Below are 21,087 nucleotides of genomic sequence, written 5' to 3' on the forward strand. Positions count from 1 at the left end.
CAATGAGTACATCCATTTGCCCCTGCGGCAGTGGCAACCTGCTGGATGCCTGCTGCGGCCATTACCACGCCGGCCACCCCGCGCCGTGTGCCAGCGCATTGATGCGCTCGCGCTACAGCGCCTATGTGCTGGGCCTGGTCGACTATCTGGTGGCTACCACCTTGCCGGCGCAGCAGGCCGGCCTGGACCGCAATGCCATTACCGCCTGGAGTGCCCAGAGCACCTGGCTTGGGCTGGAGGTGGAAAATTCCGAGGTCTTCGGCGGCCAACCGGAACATGCCTTCGTGACCTTCACGGCGCGCTGGCATGACAGTACCGGTGAACATAGCCACCGCGAACGGTCTTCTTTCGTACAGAATGAGGGGCGCTGGTACTTCATCGACCCGACGGTGGAAGTGAAGGCCGGGCGCAATGACCCATGCCTGTGCGGCAGCGGGCAGAAGTTCAAGAAGTGCTGCTCCAGCTATTTTTAACGACCTGACAGGGATAACGCCAATGCTTCGCACATTCAGCCTGATGCTGGCGTTAACCCTGGGCCTGAGCGGATGCGCCTCCTGGTTCGAGGACGATTCGCCGCCGCCCCACGTATCGCTGGTGAAAGTCGAAGTGGTGCGTGCCAAGTTGCTGGAGCAGAAGTTCAAGCTCTACTTTCGCGTGGACAACCGCGACGATGCGGACTTGACCGTGCGTGGCCTGATCTACAAGGTCACCCTGGGCGACCTGGTGCTGACCGAAGGCGAGTCCAACGAATGGCTGACCGTACCGCCGCGCAGCCATAAATACTTCCGGGTGTCGGTGCGTACCAACCTGTGGCCGCGAATACGCGATGTGGTGCAACTGCTGAAAAACCCCGAGCGTCCCGTGCCTTATCGTCTTGAAGGCGAGTTGAAAACCGGCTTATTCATCGGTAATGACGTGCAGGTGGCCCACAATGGCGAGATAATCCCCGGCGATTTTATTCCGGAGCGACATCGATGACTCAGCAACCCCATGTCCATGGTCCTGACTGCAACCACGATCACGATCACCAGGATCACGACCACGGCCATGTCCACGGCCCGAACTGCGGCCACGCTCACCAGGAGCCGGTGCGCAACGCGTTGAAAGACGTGGGTCGCAACGATCCTTGCCCATGCGGCAGCGCGAAGAAATTCAAGAAGTGCCACGGCGCTTAAGCCACTCGAAACTCAATGTGGGACGGGGCATGCTCCCGATACGGTGTGTCAGTCAGCCTATTTGTTACTGACCCACCGCTATCGGGGGCAACCCCCCTCCCACATGGGTACTCATCCAATTACACAACTCCCGCTTGCGTCGTTTCGCCGCGCTGACTAACGTAGCGCCTTTAATGACGCTACCCCCCGCAGGAGCTTTGCCATGGCCTCGCCAGCCCTTACACATTTTCTTCCCCGGTTCGGCGTTGCCGCGGCAGTGGTCAGTGCGTTGAGCCTGTCCGGTTGCCAGCTCCAGAACACCCAGGACACTCTGCCCCCCGCAGCCGGCGTACAGCCGATCAAAGGCCTGGCACAAAACGTGTCGATACGCCGTAATGCCCAAGGCATGCCGCTGATCGAAAGCAACACCTTCCACGACGCGCTGTTCAGCCTTGGCTACGTGCATGCCAGCGACCGGATCACCCAGATGGTCACCCTGCGACTGCTGGCTCAGGGCCGCCTGGCGGAAATGTCCGGTCCCGAGGTGCTTGATGTCGACCGCTTCATGCGCGCGGTCAACCTGAAAAAGAGCGCCGGCGAGCTGTACAACGCGTCGTCGCCGCGGCTCAAGCGTTTCTTCGAAGTCTACGCGCGGGGCGTCAACGCCTACCTGTTCCGCTACCGCGACAAGCTGCCGACAGACCTGGCCCAGACCGGCTATAAACCCGAGTACTGGAAACCGGAAGATTCGGCGCTGCTGTTCTGCCTGCTGAATTTCAGTGAGTCGAGCAACCTGCAGGAAGAAATCTCGTCGCTGGTGCTGGCGCAAAAAGTCGGCGTCGACAAGCTCGCCTGGCTTATTCCCAGCGCGCCGGACGAGGCGATCCCGCTGGCCGAGGCCGACAAGCTCAAGGGCGTGAACCTGAGCCAGGTCACGGGTCTTGCCGGGTTGGACACGGTCAGCCAGCAACTCAACAGCCTCAATGCCCTGGGCGTGACCACGTCGAGCAACTGGGCCATCGGGCCGCAACGCAGCCGCAGCGGCAAAAGCCTGCTGGCCAACGACATCGCTGCCCAGCCGCAAGCACCCACGCCTTGGAGCTATGTGCAGATCCGTGCACCGAAATATCAGGCGGTCGGCGCGTCGATTGCCGGCCTGCCGACCCTGCTGTCGGGTTTCAACGGCAAGGTGGCGTGGAGCATGAGCGCGGTCAAGGGCGACACCCAGGACCTGTTCCTGGAAAAGGTCAAACGCCAGGGCAGCGCGCTGTACTACGAAAACAACGGCAAATGGCTAGCGGCCGGCGTGCGTAACGAGACCTTCTTCATCAAAGGCCAGCGCTCGATTCGCGACGTGGTGTACGAAACCCGCCACGGCGCCTTGCTCAACAGCAGCCAGGCGCTCACCAGCGGTTTTGGCCTGGCCCTGCAAACCGCCGATTTGAAAGACGACAAGAGCCTGGATGCGTTCTTCGACCTGTCCCGCGCACAGAATGCCGGCAAGGCTTCGGACGCCACACGCGAAATTCGCGCCATTGCGCTGAACATGATCTTCGCCGACGCCAGCAACATCGGCTGGCAAGTCACCGGCCGCTTTCCCAACCGCCGCGAAGGCGAAGGCCTGCTGCCCTCGCCGGGCTGGGATACGCGCTTTGACTGGGACGGTTACGCCGACGCCATGCTGCACCCCTATGACCAGGACCCGGCTCAAGGCTGGATCGGCACCGCCAACCAGCGCACTGCTCCGCGTGGCTATGGCATGCAGCTGTCCAATTCCTGGGACGCGCCGGAGCGCAGCGAGCGCCTGGCGCAACTGGCCAACGCCGGCAAACACGACAGCCGCAGCGTGATCGCCATGCAATACGACCAGACCACCACCTTTGCCGCCAAACTCAAGGGTATGTTCCAGGCGCCGGGCATGGCCCAGCCGTTGAAACAGGCAATCGATGCGCTGCCCGCCGCCGAACAGGCCAAGGCGCGCGAAGCACTGGGCCGCTTGATGGCCTTTGAGGGTCGCCTTGCACCGACGTCCGCCGACGCGGCGGTCTACGAACTGTTCCTGCAGGAAAGCGCCAAACAGATTTTCCTCGACAAACTCGGTCCGGAACACAGCGCCAGCTGGAAAGCCTTTGTCAGCAACGCCAGCCTGTCCTACTCAGCCACCGCAGACCATTTGCTGGGCCGTGAAGACAGCCCGCTCTGGGATGACACGCGCACACCGCAAAAAGAAGACAAGCCGGCGATTCTCGCACGCACCCTGGCCGCTGCGATCAGCACCGGCGACAGCCTGCTGGGCGCCGATCACAAGGCCTGGCAATGGGGCAAGCTGCACACCACCACCTGGAAAAACGCCAGCGGCCAGGTTATCCGCGGGCCTTTCGCCAGCGGCGGCGACCACAACACCCTGAACCCGGCCCCCTACACCTGGGGGCAGGATTTCAATGTGGCCCAGACGTCGGCGCTGCGCATGATTGTCGACTTCGGCCAGCCCGAACCGATGATGGGCCAGGGCGGCACTGGCCAGTCGGGCAACCCGGCCAGCCCGAACTATGCCAACGGCATCGATCCATCACTCAAGGCGCACTACCTGAGCTTCCCGATGCAGCCGCAGAACTTTGACAAGGTGTATGGCAAAACCAGGTTGACCCTGACACCCGGCAAGTAACCCGGTTTTCAAATGTGGGAGGGGGCTTGCCCCCGATAGCGGTGTGACAGTCAACACATTCATTGACTGAACTACTGCTATCGGGGGCAAGCCCCCTCCCACATTTGGCCCCATGCATTCTGATAGAACTTCTGCACAGCCCCCCGCCTCATAAGTAACAAGCCCATCTCCCCGGTCACCCCATGGACCTCGTCATCGCCCGACCCGAAGGCCTCTATTGCCCCGCCGGGGATTTCTACATCGATCCCTGGCGCCCGGTGGAACGCTCCGTGATCACCCATGCCCACGGCGACCACGCCCGCACCGGCAATGAGCATTACCTGGCCGCCGCCCCCGGCGAAGGCATTCTGCGCTCGCGCCTCGGCCAGGACATCAACCTGCAGACGCTGGCCTACGGCGAGAAACTCGTTCACCACGGTGTCACACTGAGTTTCCACCCGGCCGGGCATGTCCTCGGATCGGCCCAGGTGCGCCTGGAATATCAGGGTGAGGTCTGGGTCGCGTCCGGCGATTACAAGGTCGAGCCCGATGGTACCTGCGCGCCTTTCGAACCGGTGCGCTGCCACACCTTTATCACCGAATCCACCTTTGGCCTGCCGATCTACCGCTGGCAGCCGCAGGCGCAGATTTTCTCCGGCATTAACGACTGGTGGCAGGCCAATATCGCTGCCGGCAAGGCCAGCGTGTTGTTCTGCTATTCCTTTGGCAAGGCACAGCGCATTCTGCATGGTATCGATGCCAGCATCGGCCCGATCCTCAGCCATGGCGCCGTCGAGCCACTGAACCGGGTCTACCGCGAAGCAGGTATCTACATTCCCGAAACGCTGTACGCCGGCGACTTCAAAAAAAACGACCCGCTGCTGCGCCAGGCCCTGATCATCGCCCCGCCCTCCACCGGTGGCAGCACCTGGATACGCCGCTTCGGCGACTACAGCGACGCCTTCGCCAGCGGCTGGATGCGCCTGCGCGGCACGCGGCGGCGCCGCGGGGTCGACCGCGGCTTTGTGCTGTCGGACCATGCCGATTGGCCCGGACTGTTGTGGGCGATTGAGCAGACCGGCGCCGAGCGGGTGATGGTTACCCACGGTTCGGTCGGCGTATTGGTACGCCATCTGCGCGAGAAAGGCTTGGACGCTCAAGGGTTCAGCACCGAATACGGCGACGACGACGAAGAGGCCAGCGCATGAAAGCCTTCGCCGAGCTGTACGCCAACCTCGACGCCACGACTTCCAGCAACGCCAAGCTGGCGGCACTGCAAGACTATTTCCAGCAGGCACCGCCGCAGGATGCGGCCTGGGCGGTGTACTTCCTCTCAGGCGGGCGGCCGCGACAATTGGTGCCGACCCGCCTGCTCAGGGACATGGCGACGCAAGCGGCGAGCATCGAGCCGTGGTTGTTCGAAGAAAGCTATCAGTCCGTCGGCGATCTGGCCGAGACCATTTCCCTGCTGTTACCCGAATCCACCTACACCTCTGAAGATGGCCTGGCGGTGTGGCTGGAAGACAAACTGTTACCGCTGCGTGGCCTTGCGCCGCTTGAACTGGCCGAGCGCCTGCCAGCGCTGTGGGCGCAACTGGATCAACCGAGCCTGATGGTGTGTATCAAATTGATCACCGGCAGCTTTCGCGTCGGCGTGTCCAAACTGCTGGTGACCCGCGCGCTTGCCGCCATGGCCGGGCTCGACAGCAAGCGCGTGGCCCAACGGCTGGTGGGCTACACCGACCTGTCCAATCGCCCTACTCCCGCCGGCTATCTCAAACTGATTGCCCCCGAATCATCCGACGAGCATGCGCAACGCGGCGGGCAGCCGTATCCGTTTTTTCTCGCCCATGGCTTGGCGCAACCGCTGGAGCAGTTTGACGCGCTGCTCGGCTCCCCCGCCGACTGGCAAGTGGAATGGAAGTTTGATGGCATTCGCGCGCAATTGGTCAAGCGTGAGGGCCGCTTGTGGGTCTGGTCGCGCGGCGAAGAACTGGTGACCGAGCGTTTCCCCGAGCTTCACAACCTGGTCAGCGGCTTGCCGGACGGCACCGTGATCGACGGTGAAATCGTGGTCTGGAAGGACGCGGTGCAACCCTTCGCCCTGCTGCAACAGCGGATCGGCCGCAAGACACTGAGTAAAAAAGTGCTTGAGGACGCGCCGGTGGCGGTGCTCGCCTACGACCTGCTCGAATATCAGGGCGATGACTGGCGCAACCACCCCCTGGCTGAACGCCGTACGCAGCTGGAACGCGTGATCGCGCAGTGCAATCAACCCGTGCTGTTGCCCTCGCCAGTGCTCGAGGGGCACACCTGGGAGGCGTTGGCCGTGCAACGCGAAGCCTCCCGCAGCCTCGGTGTCGAAGGCATGATGATCAAGGATCGCAAAGGCCTCTACGGTGTGGGCCGCACCAAGGACATGGGCCTGTGGTGGAAGTGGAAGGTCGACCCGTTCAGCGTCGACGCAGTGTTGATCTACGCCCAGCGCGGCCATGGCCGGCGCGCCAGCCTGTACAGCGATTACACCTTCGCGGTCTGGGATGGCCCGCCGGGCAGCGAGCGCACACTGGTGCCGTTCGCCAAGGCGTATTCGGGGCTTACTGATGAAGAAATGCGCAAGGTCGATGCAATCGTGCGCAAGACCACCGTGGAAAAATTCGGCCCGGTCAGCAGCGTCACGCCGAGTATGGTGTTTGAGTTGGGCTTCGAAGGCATCGCCCTGTCCAAGCGGCACAAGAGCGGCATTGCGGTGCGCTTTCCGCGGATGTTGCGCTGGCGCCAGGATAAAACGGTGGAGGAAGCCGATAGCCTCGCCACACTGCAGGACTTACTGGCCTGACAAAAATCAATTGTGGGAGGGGGCTTGCCCCTCCCACATTGGAATCTCCATATGACCTGTAATGGTGCAACCTTTTCCGAATGCCCACTAGTGGGCATTTCCTACGCTTAGAAATCCCTTATCTCACCTTTTAAAACGATCATTCGGAACTATGGTGCAGAAATTGCTACTTGTGCTGCGTCTGACACCGTTCAGTAACAGTCCTAAACGCGCCACAAGCGCTTATCTTGGTTTCCAGGGAACACATAATGAAAAAAGCATTGCTGACCCTTTCTGCACTGGCTCTGTGCATGGCTGCAGGTGTTGCAACCGCCAAGGAATACAAGGAATTGCGTTTCGGTGTCGATCCCTCCTACGCACCATTCGAATCCAAGGCCGCCGACGGCAGCCTGGTGGGCTTCGACATTGACCTGGGCAACGCCATCTGCGCGGAACTGAAGGTCAAGTGCAAATGGGTTGAAAGCGACTTTGACGGCATGATTCCGGGCCTGAAAGCCAACAAGTTCGACGGTGTGATTTCTTCCATGACCGTGACCCCGGTGCGCGAGAAGGCTATCGACTTCTCCAACGAGCTGTTCTCGGGCCCTACCTCGCTGGTGTTCAAAAAAGGTGCAGGGTATTCGACGCCTGAATCGCTCAAGGGCAAATCCGTGGGCTATGAGCAAGGCACCATCCAGGAAGCCTACGCCAAGGCCGTGTTGGACAAGGCCGGTGTGACCACCAAGGCCTACGCCAACCAGGACCAGGTGTATGCCGACTTGACGTCCGGGCGCCTCGACGCTTCCGTGCAGGACATGCTGCAAGCCGAATTGGGCTTCCTCAAGTCTCCAGCCGGTGCCGGCTACGAAGTCAGCGCCGCCATCGACGACCCGCTGCTGCCAGCGAAAACCGCGATCGGTATCAAAAAAGGTAACACTGAGCTCAAGGCGCTTTTGGATAAAGGTATCAAAGCGTTACACGATGATGGCACCTACGCCACCCTCCAGAAGAAACACTTTGGCGATCTGAACCTGTACAGCGGCAAATAATGCCTGGGGCGCCCCTTTTTCAAGGGGCGCTTTTTTATCGCCATAGGTCCTGATTTATGTTCGAAGATCTGTTGCAAACTCTCGGGCTGAGCGCGTTCAGCTTGAAGGGTTTCGGCCCGCTGTTGCTGCAAGGCACCTGGATGACCCTCAAATTGTCGGTGCTGTCCCTGGCCGTCAGCGTGTTGCTGGGCCTGCTCGGCGCCAGCGCCAAACTGTCCAGCCTGCCCTTGCTGCGTATCCCCGCCCAGCTCTACACCACGTTGATTCGCGGCGTCCCCGACCTGGTGCTGATGCTGCTGATTTTCTACAGCCTGCAAACCTGGCTGACCGGCCTGACCGACTTTATGGAATGGGAATACATCGAGATCGACCCCTTCAGCGCCGGGGTCATCACCCTGGGCTTTATCTACGGGGCTTATTTCACCGAGACCTTTCGAGGCGCGATTCTGGCCGTGCCCCGTGGCCAGCTGGAAGCCGCCACCGCCTACGGGCTCAAGCGCGGGCAACGGTTTCGCTACGTGACCTTCCCGCAAATGATGCGCTTTGCCCTGCCGGGCATCGGCAATAACTGGATGGTGATGCTCAAGGCCACGGCGCTGGTGTCGATCATCGGCCTGGCTGATCTGGTGAAAGCGGCCCAGGATGCCGGCAAGAGCACCTACCAACTGTTCTACTTCCTGGTGCTCGCCGCGCTGATCTACCTGTTGATCACCAGCGCCTCCAATTTTGTCTTGCGCCGTCTTGAACGTCGCTACGCCGCAGGTTCACGGGAGGCCGTGCGATGATCGAGCTGTTGCAGGAATACTGGCGCCCGTTCCTTTATAGCGACGGCCAGCACATCACCGGCCTGGCCATGACTCTCTGGCTGCTCAGCGCAGCACTGGTGATCGGCTTCATAGTCTCGATTCCCCTGTCTATCGCCCGTGTATCGCGCAGGCGCCTGGTGCGCTGGCCGGTGCAGTTCTACACCTACCTGTTTCGCGGCACGCCGCTGTATATCCAGTTGCTGATTTGCTACACCGGCATCTACAGCATCGCCGCCGTGCGCGCGCAACCGGTCCTCGATGCGTTCTTTCGCGATGCGATGAACTGCACAATCCTGGCCTTCGCCCTCAATACCTGCGCCTACACCACGGAAATTTTCGCCGGGGCGATCCGCAGCATGGCCCACGGCGAAGTCGAAGCGGCCAAGGCCTACGGCCTCAGCGGCTGGAAGCTGTACGCCTATGTGATCATGCCGTCGGCACTGCGCCGGTCGTTGCCCTACTACAGCAACGAAGTGATCCTGATGCTGCATTCGACCACCGTGGCGTTTACCGCAACCATTCCGGACATCCTCAAAGTCGCCAGGGACGCCAACTCGGCCACCTTCATGACTTTTCAATCATTCGGCATCGCGGCATTGATTTACCTGGCCGTGACCTTCGCCCTGGTCGGCCTGTTTCGACTGGCGGAACGCCGCTGGCTGGCCTTTCTCGGGCCGAGCCATTAAGGAGCGCTCATGCGTCATCAGCGACATGACCTGATTGCGCCGGTGCCCGGCACGGCGCGACAGATACACAGTTTCCACTTCGGCCCGGAACAGGCCAAAAGCAAGGTCTACATCCAATCATCACTGCACGCCGATGAACTGCCGGGCATGCTGGTGGCCTGGCACTTGAAGGCGCGCCTGGCACAGTTGGCGGCGAACGGGCGCGTGCGCAGCGAAATCGTCCTGGTACCGGTCGCCAATCCAGTGGGGCTGGAACAGGTGCTGATGGACATTCCCCTGGGCCGCTATGAGCTGGAAAGCGGACAGAACTTCAATCGCCTGTTTGTCGACCTCAGCGACGCGGTCGGGGATCAGGTCGAAGATTTGCTGGGCAATGATCCCCAACACAACGCCCGGTTGATCCGCACCGCGTTATCCGGCGCCCTGGCCGCGCAAACGGCGTCGACTCAATTGCAATCCCAGCGCCTGGTGCTGCAGCGCCTGGCGTGCGATGCCGACGTGGTGCTGGACCTGCACTGCGATTTCGAAGCCGTGGCGCACCTCTACACCACGCCCGAGGCCTGGCCGCAGGTGGAGCCGCTGGCGCGCTACCTGGGTTCGGAGGCCAACCTGCTGGCCACCGATTCCGGCGGGCAGTCCTTCGATGAATGTTTCACCCTGGTGTGGTGGCAGTTGCAGCAACGCTTCGCCAAGCGCTTCCCGATACCCCTGGGCAGTTTTTCCGTGACCGTCGAATTGCGCGGCCAAGGCGACGTCAACCACGGCCTGGCTGCCCTGGACTGCCAGGCGATCATCGATTACCTGACCCACTGCGGCGCAATTGAAGGCGACGCGCCGCCACTGCCCGCGCTGCCCTACCCGGCCACGCCACTGGCCGGTGTGGAGCCTGTGACCACATCGGTGGGCGGCTTGCTGGTGTTCCACGCCTTGCCGGGGGAATACCTGGAGGCCGGGCAGCTTATCGCCGAAATCATCGACCCCATCACCGACCGCGTAACGCCCGTGCATTGCCGCAATGCCGGCCTGCTTTACGCGCGCTCGCTGCGGCGCATGGCCACCGCCGGGATGGTGATCAGCCATGTCGCTGGCGCAGAGGCCTACCGCAGCGGCTACCTACTTTCGCCTTGAGGATGCACGCCCCATGTACAAATTGACCGTTGAAGGCCTGCATAAAAGCTATGGCGACAATGAAGTGCTCAAAGGTGTCTCGCTCAAGGCCAGGACCGGCGACGTGATCAGCCTGATCGGCGCCAGCGGCTCGGGCAAGAGCACCTTCCTGCGCTGCATCAATTTCCTGGAAACGCCCAACGACGGCGCCATGACCCTGGATGGTCAAACGATCCGCATGGTCAGCGACCGCCACGGCATGCGCGTGGCCGACGATGCCGAGTTGCAACGCTTGCGCACGCGGCTGGCCATGGTATTCCAGCACTTCAATCTGTGGAGCCACATGAGCGTGCTGGAAAACATCACCATGGCCCCGCGCCGCGTGCTGGGGTGCAGCAAGAAAGACGCCGAAGACCGCGCCCGTCGCTACCTGGATAAAGTCGGCCTGCCCGCGCGAGTGGCTGATCAATACCCCGCGTTCCTCTCCGGCGGCCAGCAGCAACGGGTCGCGATTGCCCGCGCATTGGCGATGGAACCCGAGGTGATGCTGTTCGATGAACCCACCTCGGCGCTGGACCCGGAGTTGGTGGGTGAAGTGTTGAAAGTGATCCAGGGCCTGGCCGAAGAAGGCCGCACCATGATCATGGTGACCCATGAAATGAGCTTCGCGCGCAAAGTCTCAAGCCAGGTGCTGTTCCTGCACCAGGGCCGAGTGGAAGAGCAAGGTGCGCCGGCGGACGTGTTGGGCAATCCGAAGAGCGAGCGCCTGCAGCAATTCCTGAGCGGTAACTTGAAGTAAACCTTTAGACCGCCTGGGGGGTCTGTGCATTAGAGCCTCCAGAGCGTCCGCTGCCGCATGGCAAAACCCGTCGACTTCGCCAAACAATGGTTTGCCACCCGCGGCTGGCGCCCGTTCGCCTTTCAGAAAGACGTGTGGAAGGCCATCAAGGCGGGTCAGTCAGGCTTATTGCATGCGAGTACCGGCGCGGGTAAAACCTACGCGCTGTGGTTCGCGGCCCTCAATCGTTTCGCCGTAGCGCGCCCACCCGCTACCGGCAAGCGCAAAGCCCCGGCCGAACCCCTGACCGTGTTGTGGATCACCCCGATGCGTGCCTTGGCCGCCGACACCGCGCGCGCCCTCGAGGCGCCGTTGGCGGCACTGCAGATCCCCTGGAGCGTCGGCCTGCGCACGGGCGACACCAGCAGCAGCGAACGTGCGCGCCAGACCCGCCGCCAGCCCACCACGCTGATCACCACGCCGGAAAGCCTGACGCTGATGCTCGCGCGCGCCGACAGCGAGGTCAGCCTGGGGCATCTGCGCATGGTGGTGGTGGATGAATGGCACGAACTGATCGGCAATAAACGCGGTGTGCAACTGCAATTGGCGTTGGCGCGGCTGCGGCGCTGGCATCCGGATTTGCTGGTGTGGGGGATCTCAGCGACCTTGGGTAATCAGGCCCACGCGCTGGAGGTGTTGGTGCCACAGGGTGGCGGGATAAACGTGCAGGGGCAGACAGCCAAACAGCTACAAGTGGACACGCTGCTGCCGCCCACTGCCGAACGCTTTCCCTGGGCCGGGCATATCGGTTTGAAGATGCTGCCGCAAGTCGTGGCTGAAGTGGACTCGAGCAGCAGTTGCCTGGTATTCACCAACACCCGTGCGCAATCGGAAATCTGGTATCAGGCGTTGCTGGAGGCCAGGCCGGACTGGGCCGGCCTGATTGCGCTGCATCACGGTTCGCTGTCGCGGGAGACCCGAGACTGGGTGGAGCGTGCGTTGAAAGAAGGCCAACTCAAGGCGGTGGTGTGTACCTCCAGCCTGGACCTGGGCGTGGACTTTCTGCCGGTGGAACGAGTGCTGCAAATCGGCTCGGCCAAGGGTGTGGCGCGCCTGATGCAACGCGCCGGCCGCTCGGGGCATGCACCGGGGCGGCCGTCACGGGTGACATTGGTGCCGACCCACAGCCTGGAGCTGGTGGAAGCCGCCGCCGCACAGGATGCGATTGCCCAGCGGCGCATCGAAGCCCGCGAATCGCCCCACAAACCCTTGGATGTGCTGGTGCAGCATCTGGTCAGCATGGCCCTGGGCGGTGGGTTTACTCCCGACGCGTTGCTGGCGGAGGTACGCGGTGCCTGGGCCTACCGCGATCTTACCGACGCCGATTGGGCCTGGGCCCTGGCCTTTGTGCGCCATGGCGGGCTGTCGCTCACCGCCTATCCGGATTACCGCCGCGTCGAGCCTGACGAACAGGGCATCTGGCGCGTCCCCGATGCGCGCCTGGCACGCCGCCATCGCATGAGCGTGGGCACCATCGTCAGCGATGCGAGTATTCATCTGAAGTACTGGAGCAAAGGCGGTGGCGGCAAGAACCTCGGCAGTGTCGAGGAAGGCTTTATTGCACGGCTCAAGCCGGGAGATGGCTTTCTGTTCGCCGGGCGCCTGCTGGAGTTGGTGCGCGTGGAAAACATGACCGCCTATGTACGCCGCAGCACCGCGAAAAAAGCCGCCGTGCCGCGCTGGAATGGCGGGCGCATGCCGCTTTCCAACGAGTTGGCGCAGGCGGTGATCGAGCGCTTTGACGCGGCGGCCCAGGGTCGCTTCGAAGGGCCGGAGATGCGTGCGGTGCAGCCGCTGTTGCAGACACAATTGCGCTGGTCCGGCCTGCCGACCCGCAACCACTTGCTGGCGGAATTTCTCAAATCGCGCGAGGGCTGGCACCTGTTCCTCTACCCCTTCGCCGGGCGTCAGGTGCATCTGGGGCTGGCGAGTTTGCTGGCGTGGCGCGTCAGCCGGCGGCAACCCGTGACCTTTTCCATTGCGGTCAATGATTACGGGCTGGAACTGCTGAGTGCCACCGAGGTGCACTGGCCCGATATCTTCAACGAGGCCCTGCTCAGCCCGCAGGATCTGCTGACGGATGTGGCAGCCAGCCTGAATGCCGGTGAACTGGCGTTGCGCCGCTTTCGCGAAATCGCGCGCATTGCCGGGCTGGTGTTCGCCGGTTATCCCGGTGCGCCGAAAAGTACTCGCCAGGTCCAGGCTTCCAGCGGGTTGTTCTTCGAAGTGTTCAAGCAATATGACCCGCAGAACCTGTTGCTGGCCCAGGCCGGGGAAGAAGTGCTGCGCAACGAACTGGACATCCAGCGCCTGGAGGAGACATTGCTGCGCCTGTCGGCGCTGCAACTGGACCTGCATGTGATCCAACGGCCTACGCCGCTGGCCTTCCCGTTATTGGTGGAGCGGATGCGCGAAAGCCTGAGTTCGGAAAAACTCTCGGAGCGCATTGCGCGGATGGTCAAGGACCTGGAAAAAATCGCGGACAAAGGAAAAGGTTAATGGTCTGTTCGATCACGCTCGAAGATGAGCAGTTGTGGTTACTGGCGGACAAAGCGGTGTACTGGCCAGCGCGCCAGAGCCTGTTGATCGCCGACGCTCACTTTGGCAAGGCCTCGGCCTACCGCAGCCTCGGGCAACCGGTCCCCCAGGGCACCACCAGCGAAAACCTGCAGCGCCTGGACCGGCTGCTGGCGGCGTTTCCGTGCACTCATCTGATCTTTCTCGGAGACTTCCTCCACGGCCCCGGCTCCCACGCCAGCGGCACCCTGGGCGCGCTCAGGGCCTGGCGGGCGCGGCATGCCGAGTTGCCGATCACACTGATTCGCGGCAATCACGATCAACGCGCCGGCGATCCGCCTGCCGATTTGCGCATAGACGTTGTGCCGGAGCCTCTGTTGATGGGGCCGTTCGCGCTGCAGCACGAACCGGACGCCCACCCCAGCCATCATGTGCTGGCCGGGCATGTCCATCCGGTGTATCGCCTGCGCGGCAGAGGTCGGCAGAGTCTGCGCCTGCCGTGCTTCCAGGTGGGCAAACGCATCAGCCTGCTGCCGGCGTTTGGCGCATTCACCGGTGGGTATGCAGTGGAACAGGACAGTGAACGCCGAATCTTTGTGATCGGCGATCAGGCGGTATGGCCGGTTCAGTGAACGCCGGTTGGGCGTCTATGGCTCAGGCCACGGGCGCGGGTGGTGGCTCATCCGGCAGGGTCGGTTCACCCGGTTCCGTCGGCTGCGGATAGTCCGGCTCAGGTTGACCGGGGATACCGCCCGCATAAGCGGGATCGGCCATCAAGGACCAGGCCAGAACACCAATCTGGTTGGGTTCAAGCCGGGCAAGTTCTGCGCTGATTCGCGGGTTGATCTTCATAGGGCACTCCTCAAGCGTGGCTCGACGCGTTTTACACGCGCCGAGGCAGTACACCTAGATAGAGTCACTTTCTGCAGACTAATTCCCTTGAAGCGTAGGAGCTTTCGATCAAGCGCGTGGGAGAGTAACGCCACGCTGACCTTGATACTTGCCCGCACGGTCCTTGTAGGACACTTCACACGCCTCGTCGGACTGCAGGAACAGCATCTGTGCCACACCTTCATTGGCGTAGATTTTCGCCGGCAAGGTGGTGGTGTTGGAGAACTCCAGGGTCACGTGACCTTCCCACTCGGGTTCCAGCGGGGTCACGTTGACGATGATGCCGCAACGGGCATAAGTGCTTTTACCCAGGCAGATGGTCAATACGTCCCGAGGAATACGAAAGAATTCCACGGTGCGGGCCAGGGCGAAGGAGTTTGGCGGGATGATGCACACGTCGCTCTTGACGTCGACGAAGCTTTTTTCGTCGAAGTTCTTCGGATCGACGATCGCCGAGTTGATATTGGTGAACACCTTGAATTCATCGGCGCAACGCACGTCGTAGCCATAGCTGGAGACCCCGTACGAAATCACGCGCTCGTCGCCTTCGCCACGAATCTGGCGCTCAACGAACGGTTCGATCATGCCGTGTTCCTGCGCCATGCGGCGAATCCACTTGTCCGATTTGATGCTCATGGCGGTGTCCTGAATAGCGAGGTGGAAAAATTCTGTGAGGCATCTTACCGGGGCCGACGGTGGGGTTCAAAGGGCGCACGGCTTTTAATCACGAATGCACCGGCGCCCATAACCCCCAGCCAGCGTGGCCGGGGGTCCTGGCGCGGTTGTGCGGGACAATAAATACCACCGCCAATCACGAAATTAGAGAAACCTGCGGAAATACCATTGGCACGTTCCGGAAAAAGGGTTAAGGTGGCGTCACTGTGTTGCTTGTGTCACTGAGAATCTCTACACGATATGTTGAATTTCGATCCAACCATCTCCAAGAATTTTTCCTGCTCTTTGCACTCAGTCTCGGCCAGGGCTTTTCCTGAGTCGCAGTTAACTTTGTTCAAGGAGTTACACCATGTCTAATCGCCAAACTGGTACCGTTAAGTGGTTCAACGATGAAAAAGGCTTCGGCTTCATCACTCCACAATCCGGTGACGACCTGTTCGTTCACTTCAAAGCTATCCAATCCGACGGCTTCAAAAGCCTGAAAGAAGGCCAACAGGTTTCTTTCATCGCTACCCGCGGTCAGAAAGGCATGCAAGCTGAAGAAGTTCAAGTTATCTAACTTGTACTGACTTAGTCAAAAAGACCCCGCCCTCAAAAGCGGGGTTTTTTTATGCCTGGGAGTTGACGCTGCTGCCAGGCAAATGCGCGACGCAAAAAAAATGTGGGAGGGGGCTTGCCCCCGATGGCGGCGCTTCAGTCGATATAGGCATTGACTGACACACCGCTATCGGGGGCAAGCCCCCTCCCACATTCAAGCGTTCAAACAGGGTGGTTATTGAAACAACGACTCGCTCGACAAGCCATTCTTCTCAAGGATCTCGCGCAAGCGCTTGAGACCTTCCACCTGAATCTGCCGAACCCGCTCACGGGTCAGGCCGATCTCCAGGCCTACGTCCTCCAGCGTGCTGCTCTCATGGCCGCGCAGGCCGAAGCGGCGAATCACCACCTCACGCTGCTTGTCGGTGAGCTCCGACAGCCACTGGTCGATGCTCTGGGACAAATCATCGTCCTGCAACAGTTCACAAGGATCCGTCGGACGATCATCCGTCAGGGTGTCCAGCAAGGTTTTATCCGAATCCGGACCCAGCGAGACGTCAACCGAAGACACGCGCTCGTTCAGGCCGAGCATGCGCTTGACCTCCCCTACCGGTTTTTCCAGCAGGTTGGCGATTTCTTCGGGCGAAGGTTCATGATCGAGTTTCTGTGTCAGCTCCCGCGCTGCGCGCAGGTAGACGTTGAGCTCCTTGACCACATGGATCGGCAACCGGATCGTACGGGTCTGATTCATGATCGCCCGTTCGATGGTCTGGCGAATCCACCAGGTGGCATAGGTCGAGAAGCGAAAGCCGCGCTCAGGGTCGAACTTCTCCACCGCCCGGATCAAGCCCAGGTTGCCCTCCTCGATCAAGTCCAGCAGCGACAATCCGCGATTGACGTAGCGTCGGGCGATTTTAACCACCAGGCGCAGGTTGCTTTCAATCATGCGTTTACGCCCAGCCGGATCACCCTTCTGCGACAGACGCGCAAAATGGACTTCTTCTTCGGGGGTGAGCAGAGGGGAAAAGCCGATTTCATTGAGGTACAGCTGGGTCGCATCGAGCGCCCGGGTGTAGTCGATGTACTTGTGTTGCTTTAACGCGGAGGAGTTCTTGGATTTGGTGCGAACTGAGGGTGGTGAAGCCCCCTCATTATCTGACATCGTTTCCGTAGCGATGCCGGCCTCCATAAGGAGAACCTCATCGTCGATGTCAAACTCCGGCGCTTCTTTACTGAGAGCCATTGTTATAGTCCTTTGGTGAGTTCGACCTCAAGCTCAAGCGACGCCTTTATCCTTGGCAACGCTGGAGCCTGTTCCTTCTACGTGAGGGAACAGGCTGGCAACACATCAACGGCGGGGTAGGAATTGCAGTGGATCTACAGGCTTGCCCTGACGGCGAATCTCAAAGTGCAGTTTCACCCGGTCTGTACCCGTTGAACCCATTTCGGCAATCGTCTGTCCGACCTTGACCTGCTGCCCCTCCCGAACCAACAACCTGCGGTTATGACCGTAGGCACTGACGTAGGTATCGCTGTGTTTGATGATGACCAGCTCGCCGTAGCCCCGTAGACCACTCCCGGCGTACACCACTGTCCCATCAGACGCAGCCAAAACAGGCTGTCCCAAATCCCCGGCGATATCAATGCCTTTATTCAAACTGCCGTTTGAAGAGAATTTTCCAATCAACACGCCGTTTGAGGGCCATCCCCAACCGGTCGGCGCAGGCCCCGCAGGGGGCAATGGCGCGGGCGCCGGCTTGCTCGCAACCGAAGGCGCGGCGGTGCCTGCCGGACGGGTGAAGACGGTGGTTTTACTCGAAGAGGAAGACGAAGAACCGGACTTTGTCACAACTGCCGTAGACGTCGAACCGGTGCGACCGTCGAAACGAATCGTCTGTCCCGGATGTATCGTATAAGGCAGGGGAATATTGTTACGAGCTGCAAGCGCCTTGTAATCCCAACCGTAACGGAAGGCAATCGAGAACAGCGTGTCGCCCTTGCGTACAACATACTGGCCTGTGGTAACCATCGGCTTTTGCGGTGCCGCATTCGTGCGGTCAACCACCCGCGCACCACCGGAAGGCGTGCTCGAGCAGGCGGCCAGTAAGGAACTCAAGACAAGGCCAAGCACTAGTCGCTGAAAGCTTGTTTTACTCATTCGCTGCGCAGGACCTGTGAGACTCACCCGCCGCTCCCTTTGTGGTGGCTGAACGTTAACGCCTGTATCAGGCTTGAAATATGACGCAAGTATAACTGGGCATTGGCTTTTTACCGGCACACGGCTGAAACGAAAAACTCACCGTGTTCAATTCCCGCTCCACCACTGTTGAATCTATAGACCCCGCTGTAAGACACATCCGCGTCTATGGAATTCACTATCAGGGAATAAATGTCAGGCCAGCGGGCCGTTGAGCAACGGCACGAACCGCACGGCGCCAAGTACATGCCGGGAAAAGCCGTCATCCTCTCGAATGATGAGCATCAATTGTTGCACTTCGCCGGAGCCCACCGGGATGACCAGGCGGCCGCCAGGCGCCAACTGGTCCAGCAACGCCTGCGGCACATCGGTGGCCACTGCAGTCACAATGATGCCGTTGTAGGGCGCCAATGCGGGCCAGCCTTCCCAGCCATCTCCCCAACGGAACACCACATTACGCAGGTTCAGCTCTACCAGGCGCTCCTTGGCGCGGTCCTGCAGCACCTTGATGCGCTCAACCGAGAACACCCGCTCGACCAGTTGGGACAACACGGCGGTCTGGTAGCCGGAGCCGGTGCCGATTTCCAGCACCTTGTCCAGCGGCCCCGCGGCCAGCAACAGTTCGCTCATGCGCGCGACCATATAAGGCTGGGAGATGGTCTGGTTGTGGCCGATCGGCAGCGCGGTGTCTTCATAGGCGCGGTGCGCCAGTGCTTCGTCGACAAACAGGTGCCGAGGCGTGCGCCGTATCACTTCCAGCACCTGCGCATTGGACAGGCCTTCTTCGTACAGACGCTGGATCAAACGCTCGCGGGTGCGCTGGGAGGTCATCCCGATGCCACGGCGCAGCAGATCGTCTTGTTCACGAGCCATCAGCGCAGTCCCTCCAGCCAGCCATCCAGACCACTGAAGGCATCACTGAAGGTGCGATCGAATTGCAACGGGGTAATCGATACATAACCTTGCATCACCGCATGAAAGTCCGTGCCCTCGCCACCATCCTCGGCGTCACCGGCCGCTGCGATCCAATAGCCTTCCCTGCCACGCGGGTCGACCACCTTCAAGGGGGCCGCCGCACGGGCACGGTGCCCCAGCCGCGTCAGTTGGATTCCGCGAATATGGTCCAGAGGCAGGTTGGGAATATTGACGTTGAGCACGGTGCGCGGCGGCAGGTCCAAAGAACCGTGCGCCTCCACCAGTTTGCGCGCGTAGTACGCCGCCGTGGCCAAATTATCCAGTTGCCGGGAGGCGAACGAAAACGCGAACCCGACCCCACCCACAAAGCGCCCTTCGAGGGCTGCCGCCACGGTGCCGGAATACAGCACATCATCCCCCAGGTTCGCGCCCAGGTTGATGCCCGACACCACCAGGTCCGGCGCGTGCTCCAGCAGGCTGTTGATTGCCAGGTGCACGCAGTCGGTGGGCGTGCCGTTCACGCTGATAAAGCCATTGGCCAGGACCTTGGGGTGCAACGGACGGTCGAGCGTCAGCGAACTGCTGGCGCCGCTCTTGTCCTGGTCCGGGGCAACCACCACGCACTCGGCGTAATCCGCCAGCGCAGCATGAAGCGCGGCGAGACCGGGTGCGGTGGCACCGTCATCGTTTGATATCAGAATACGCATGGGTTGTCCGTCGGCCCCACCGGCACCAGATCAACAAGCTCGCGCACCAATACAGTGGCAAAGCATCCGGCCGGCAGGACGAATTCCAATTGCAGAATGTCAGGCCCGGGATAATGCCACGTCAACCCGCCAATGGGCAGTCGCAGAATGCGACGTTCTTGGCTCATGCCCGCATTCACCAGCCAATCACGCAGGTCAGCTTCTGCGGCGGCGACAGATTGTTCCAGTTCATATGTAGGACCTTTCGCCGGCGAGTCGCCCTCACCCCACTGCGGACCGGTGGGGTGCAGGTCCAGGATCGCCAGGCGCGGGTCGCTGCATTCAGCCTCCCCGGCCGGGAAAAAGCTGCGGCTGTCGGTGAAAGCGAGCAGGTCGCCGACCTGGGCGCGTTGCCAGGAGCCGTCAGCGACGCGTGCCGCCAACACGTTGTTGAACAGAAAGCTACGGGCAGTGGACAGCAGCCGCGAACGCACATTGCGCTGTTCCGGCAAGGCCTTGCGCGCAGCCCAGTCACGGGCATCGACGACATTGCCGCCGTTATGGCCAAAACGCTGGGCACCGAAATAGTTGGGGATGCCGTGCCGGGCAATCAATTGCAGGCGCGCATCGATGGCAGCGGTGTCACCGGCCAACTGGGTCAGGCGCAAGGTAAAGCCGTTGGCGGCATGGGCGCCGCGCTGCAGCTTGCGTTTGTGCCGGGCGGTTTTCAGGATCCTGAGGGTGTCGTTCTCGGCGGCACGCATGTCCGGGTCGGCCTTGCCGGGCAATTGCACGCTGAACCACTGACGGGTCAATGCCTGGCGATCCTTGAGCCCGGCATAGCTGACGGTGCGCAACGGCACGCCAGCCGCCTTGGCGATACGCCGCGCCGCTTCCTCGGTATTCAGGCCGCGCTTCTCCACCCACAGCCACAGGTGTTCGCCCTCGCCGGTCAGCGGGATGTCAAGCACCTCGTCTACCTGGAAATCTTCGGCAGTGGCCTTCAGCACCGCGCTGCCCAAGGCCTCGCCATAGGCACGTGGGCCGAGCAATTCAAATTCGTTCATGCGCGCAGCAACAAGGCGACGGAGTGCACGGCGATGCCCTCTTCACGACCGGTGAACCCGAGCTTTTCGGTGGTGGTGGCTTTCACGTTGACTTGGTCCAGTTCTATTTGCAGGTCTGCGGCAATCAGGGCACGCATGGCGTCGATATGCGCAGCCATTTTTGGCGCCTGGGCCACGATGGTGTTATCGACGTTTGCCACTTTCCAGCCCCTGGCATGGATCAAACCCACGACATGACGCAGCAGGACACGACTGTCCGCGCCCTTGAAGGTTGGATCGGTGTCCGGAAAATGCTTGCCGATATCACCCAACGCGGCTGCGCCGAGCAACGCATCGCTCAAGGCATGCAGGACAACGTCGCCGTCGGAATGAGCCAGCAGCCCATGATGGTGCGCGATACGCACGCCGCCCAGAGTGATGAAATCGCCTTCAGCGAAACGGTGCACATCGTAGCCGTGGCCAATACGCATAAAAAAACGCCCCGATTTAATTCAGGGCGT

General features: G+C 61.2%; 22 protein-coding genes. 14 read left to right on the forward strand and 8 right to left on the reverse strand.

What is annotated here, in order from left to right; translation table 11 throughout:
• Window positions 1–2: 2 nt before the first annotated feature.
• From CIB54_RS07410 to pdeM, 13 genes are all read left to right on the forward strand, one after another.
• Window positions 3–473, forward strand: a complete 471-nt coding sequence (locus CIB54_RS07410) for a YchJ family protein (RefSeq protein ID WP_101219333.1) — start codon at window positions 3–5, stop codon at window positions 471–473.
• A 22-nt stretch (window positions 474–495) separates the two neighbouring features.
• Complete coding sequence (locus CIB54_RS07415) at window positions 496–978, forward strand: LEA/WHy family protein (protein ID WP_101219335.1); 483 nt, start codon at window positions 496–498, stop codon at window positions 976–978.
• Window positions 975–1,175: an SEC-C metal-binding domain-containing protein gene (locus tag CIB54_RS07420; RefSeq protein WP_065886122.1), complete on the forward strand. Its 201-nt coding sequence runs from the start codon at window positions 975–977 to the stop codon at window positions 1,173–1,175. Before CIB54_RS07415 ends, CIB54_RS07420 begins: the two co-directional genes overlap by 4 nt.
• Window positions 1,176–1,377: 202 nt before the next feature.
• Entirely contained in the window at window positions 1,378–3,819 is a 2,442-nt protein-coding gene (locus tag CIB54_RS07425; protein WP_101219336.1) for a penicillin acylase family protein, read from the forward strand.
• Window positions 3,820–4,001: 182 nt separating this feature from the next.
• Window positions 4,002–5,006 carry a ligase-associated DNA damage response exonuclease gene (locus CIB54_RS07430; RefSeq protein ID WP_065951964.1) on the forward strand — a complete coding sequence of 335 codons (1,005 nt, stop codon included), beginning with the start codon at window positions 4,002–4,004 and terminating at the stop codon, window positions 5,004–5,006.
• Window positions 5,003–6,637: an ATP-dependent DNA ligase gene (locus CIB54_RS07435; RefSeq protein ID WP_101219338.1), complete on the forward strand. Its 1,635-nt coding sequence runs from the start codon at window positions 5,003–5,005 to the stop codon at window positions 6,635–6,637. The genes CIB54_RS07430 and CIB54_RS07435 overlap by 4 nt, the downstream gene beginning before the upstream one ends.
• 248 nt (window positions 6,638–6,885) lie before the next feature.
• Complete coding sequence (locus CIB54_RS07440; RefSeq protein WP_065951962.1) at window positions 6,886–7,665, forward strand: transporter substrate-binding domain-containing protein; 780 nt, start codon at window positions 6,886–6,888, stop codon at window positions 7,663–7,665.
• 56 nt (window positions 7,666–7,721) lie between these two features.
• A complete protein-coding gene (locus CIB54_RS07445; protein WP_065951961.1) occupies window positions 7,722–8,450 on the forward strand; it encodes an ABC transporter permease in 729 nt (242 codons plus the stop codon).
• On the forward strand, window positions 8,447–9,157 hold the full coding sequence (locus CIB54_RS07450; protein ID WP_065951960.1) for an ABC transporter permease: 711 nt from the start codon (window positions 8,447–8,449) through the stop codon (window positions 9,155–9,157). The genes CIB54_RS07445 and CIB54_RS07450 overlap by 4 nt, the downstream gene beginning before the upstream one ends.
• Window positions 9,158–9,166: 9 nt before the next feature.
• Entirely contained in the window at window positions 9,167–10,285 is a 1,119-nt protein-coding gene (locus CIB54_RS07455; RefSeq protein WP_065951959.1) for a succinylglutamate desuccinylase/aspartoacylase family protein, read from the forward strand.
• 13 nt (window positions 10,286–10,298) lie between these two features.
• On the forward strand, window positions 10,299–11,063 hold the full coding sequence (locus CIB54_RS07460) for an ABC transporter ATP-binding protein (protein ID WP_065951958.1): 765 nt from the start codon (window positions 10,299–10,301) through the stop codon (window positions 11,061–11,063).
• A 57-nt stretch (window positions 11,064–11,120) separates the two neighbouring features.
• A complete protein-coding gene (locus CIB54_RS07465; RefSeq protein ID WP_101219340.1) occupies window positions 11,121–13,601 on the forward strand; it encodes a ligase-associated DNA damage response DEXH box helicase in 2,481 nt (826 codons plus the stop codon).
• Window positions 13,601–14,251, forward strand: a complete 651-nt coding sequence (pdeM, locus tag CIB54_RS07470) for a ligase-associated DNA damage response endonuclease PdeM (RefSeq protein WP_101219341.1) — start codon at window positions 13,601–13,603, stop codon at window positions 14,249–14,251. The genes CIB54_RS07465 and pdeM overlap by 1 nt, the downstream gene beginning before the upstream one ends.
• 22 nt (window positions 14,252–14,273) lie before the next feature.
• Here pdeM and CIB54_RS07475 read toward each other — a convergent pair whose 3' ends face one another.
• Window positions 14,274–14,471 carry a hypothetical protein gene (locus CIB54_RS07475; protein ID WP_065886112.1) on the reverse strand — a complete coding sequence of 66 codons (198 nt, stop codon included), beginning with the start codon at window positions 14,469–14,471 and terminating at the stop codon, window positions 14,274–14,276.
• Window positions 14,472–14,579: 108 nt separating this feature from the next.
• The gene (gene dcd / locus CIB54_RS07480) at window positions 14,580–15,146 is read right to left on the reverse strand and encodes a dCTP deaminase (protein WP_003189215.1); all 567 of its coding nucleotides are present in this window, start codon (window positions 15,144–15,146) and stop codon (window positions 14,580–14,582) included.
• Between the two features lie 388 nt (window positions 15,147–15,534).
• On the opposite strand from dcd, the gene CIB54_RS07485 reads away from it, so the two are divergent.
• Window positions 15,535–15,744, forward strand: coding sequence for a cold-shock protein (locus CIB54_RS07485; RefSeq protein WP_002554837.1), 210 nt, complete (start codon window positions 15,535–15,537; stop codon window positions 15,742–15,744).
• 213 nt (window positions 15,745–15,957) lie between these two features.
• On the opposite strand, the gene rpoS is transcribed toward CIB54_RS07485, so the two are convergent.
• The 6 genes from rpoS to ispF all read right to left on the reverse strand — a co-directional run bounded on the left by rpoS (window position 15,958) and on the right by ispF (window position 21,057).
• Window positions 15,958–16,965 carry an RNA polymerase sigma factor RpoS gene (gene rpoS, locus CIB54_RS07490; RefSeq protein WP_065951955.1) on the reverse strand — a complete coding sequence of 336 codons (1,008 nt, stop codon included), beginning with the start codon at window positions 16,963–16,965 and terminating at the stop codon, window positions 15,958–15,960.
• A gap of 105 nt (window positions 16,966–17,070) precedes the next feature.
• A complete protein-coding gene (locus CIB54_RS07495; RefSeq protein ID WP_065951954.1) occupies window positions 17,071–17,907 on the reverse strand; it encodes a peptidoglycan DD-metalloendopeptidase family protein in 837 nt (278 codons plus the stop codon).
• A 207-nt stretch (window positions 17,908–18,114) separates the two neighbouring features.
• Window positions 18,115–18,750 (reverse strand): protein-L-isoaspartate(D-aspartate) O-methyltransferase, encoded by a 636-nt coding sequence (locus CIB54_RS07500; protein WP_170827533.1) that lies wholly within the window; start codon window positions 18,748–18,750, stop codon window positions 18,115–18,117.
• A 41-nt stretch (window positions 18,751–18,791) separates the two neighbouring features.
• Entirely contained in the window at window positions 18,792–19,541 is a 750-nt protein-coding gene (gene surE / locus CIB54_RS07505) for a 5'/3'-nucleotidase SurE (RefSeq protein ID WP_065951953.1), read from the reverse strand.
• Window positions 19,529–20,587: a tRNA pseudouridine(13) synthase TruD gene (truD, locus tag CIB54_RS07510; RefSeq protein WP_065951952.1), complete on the reverse strand. Its 1,059-nt coding sequence runs from the start codon at window positions 20,585–20,587 to the stop codon at window positions 19,529–19,531. The genes surE and truD overlap by 13 nt, the downstream gene beginning before the upstream one ends.
• A complete protein-coding gene (gene ispF / locus CIB54_RS07515) occupies window positions 20,584–21,057 on the reverse strand; it encodes a 2-C-methyl-D-erythritol 2,4-cyclodiphosphate synthase (RefSeq protein ID WP_065951951.1) in 474 nt (157 codons plus the stop codon). Before ispF ends, truD begins: the two co-directional genes overlap by 4 nt.
• Window positions 21,058–21,087: the final 30 nt, after the last annotated feature.

The organism is Pseudomonas fluorescens (assembly GCF_002837185.1).
In the GTDB taxonomy this organism is placed as follows: Bacteria; Pseudomonadota; Gammaproteobacteria; order Pseudomonadales; family Pseudomonadaceae; genus Aquipseudomonas; species Aquipseudomonas fluorescens_AM.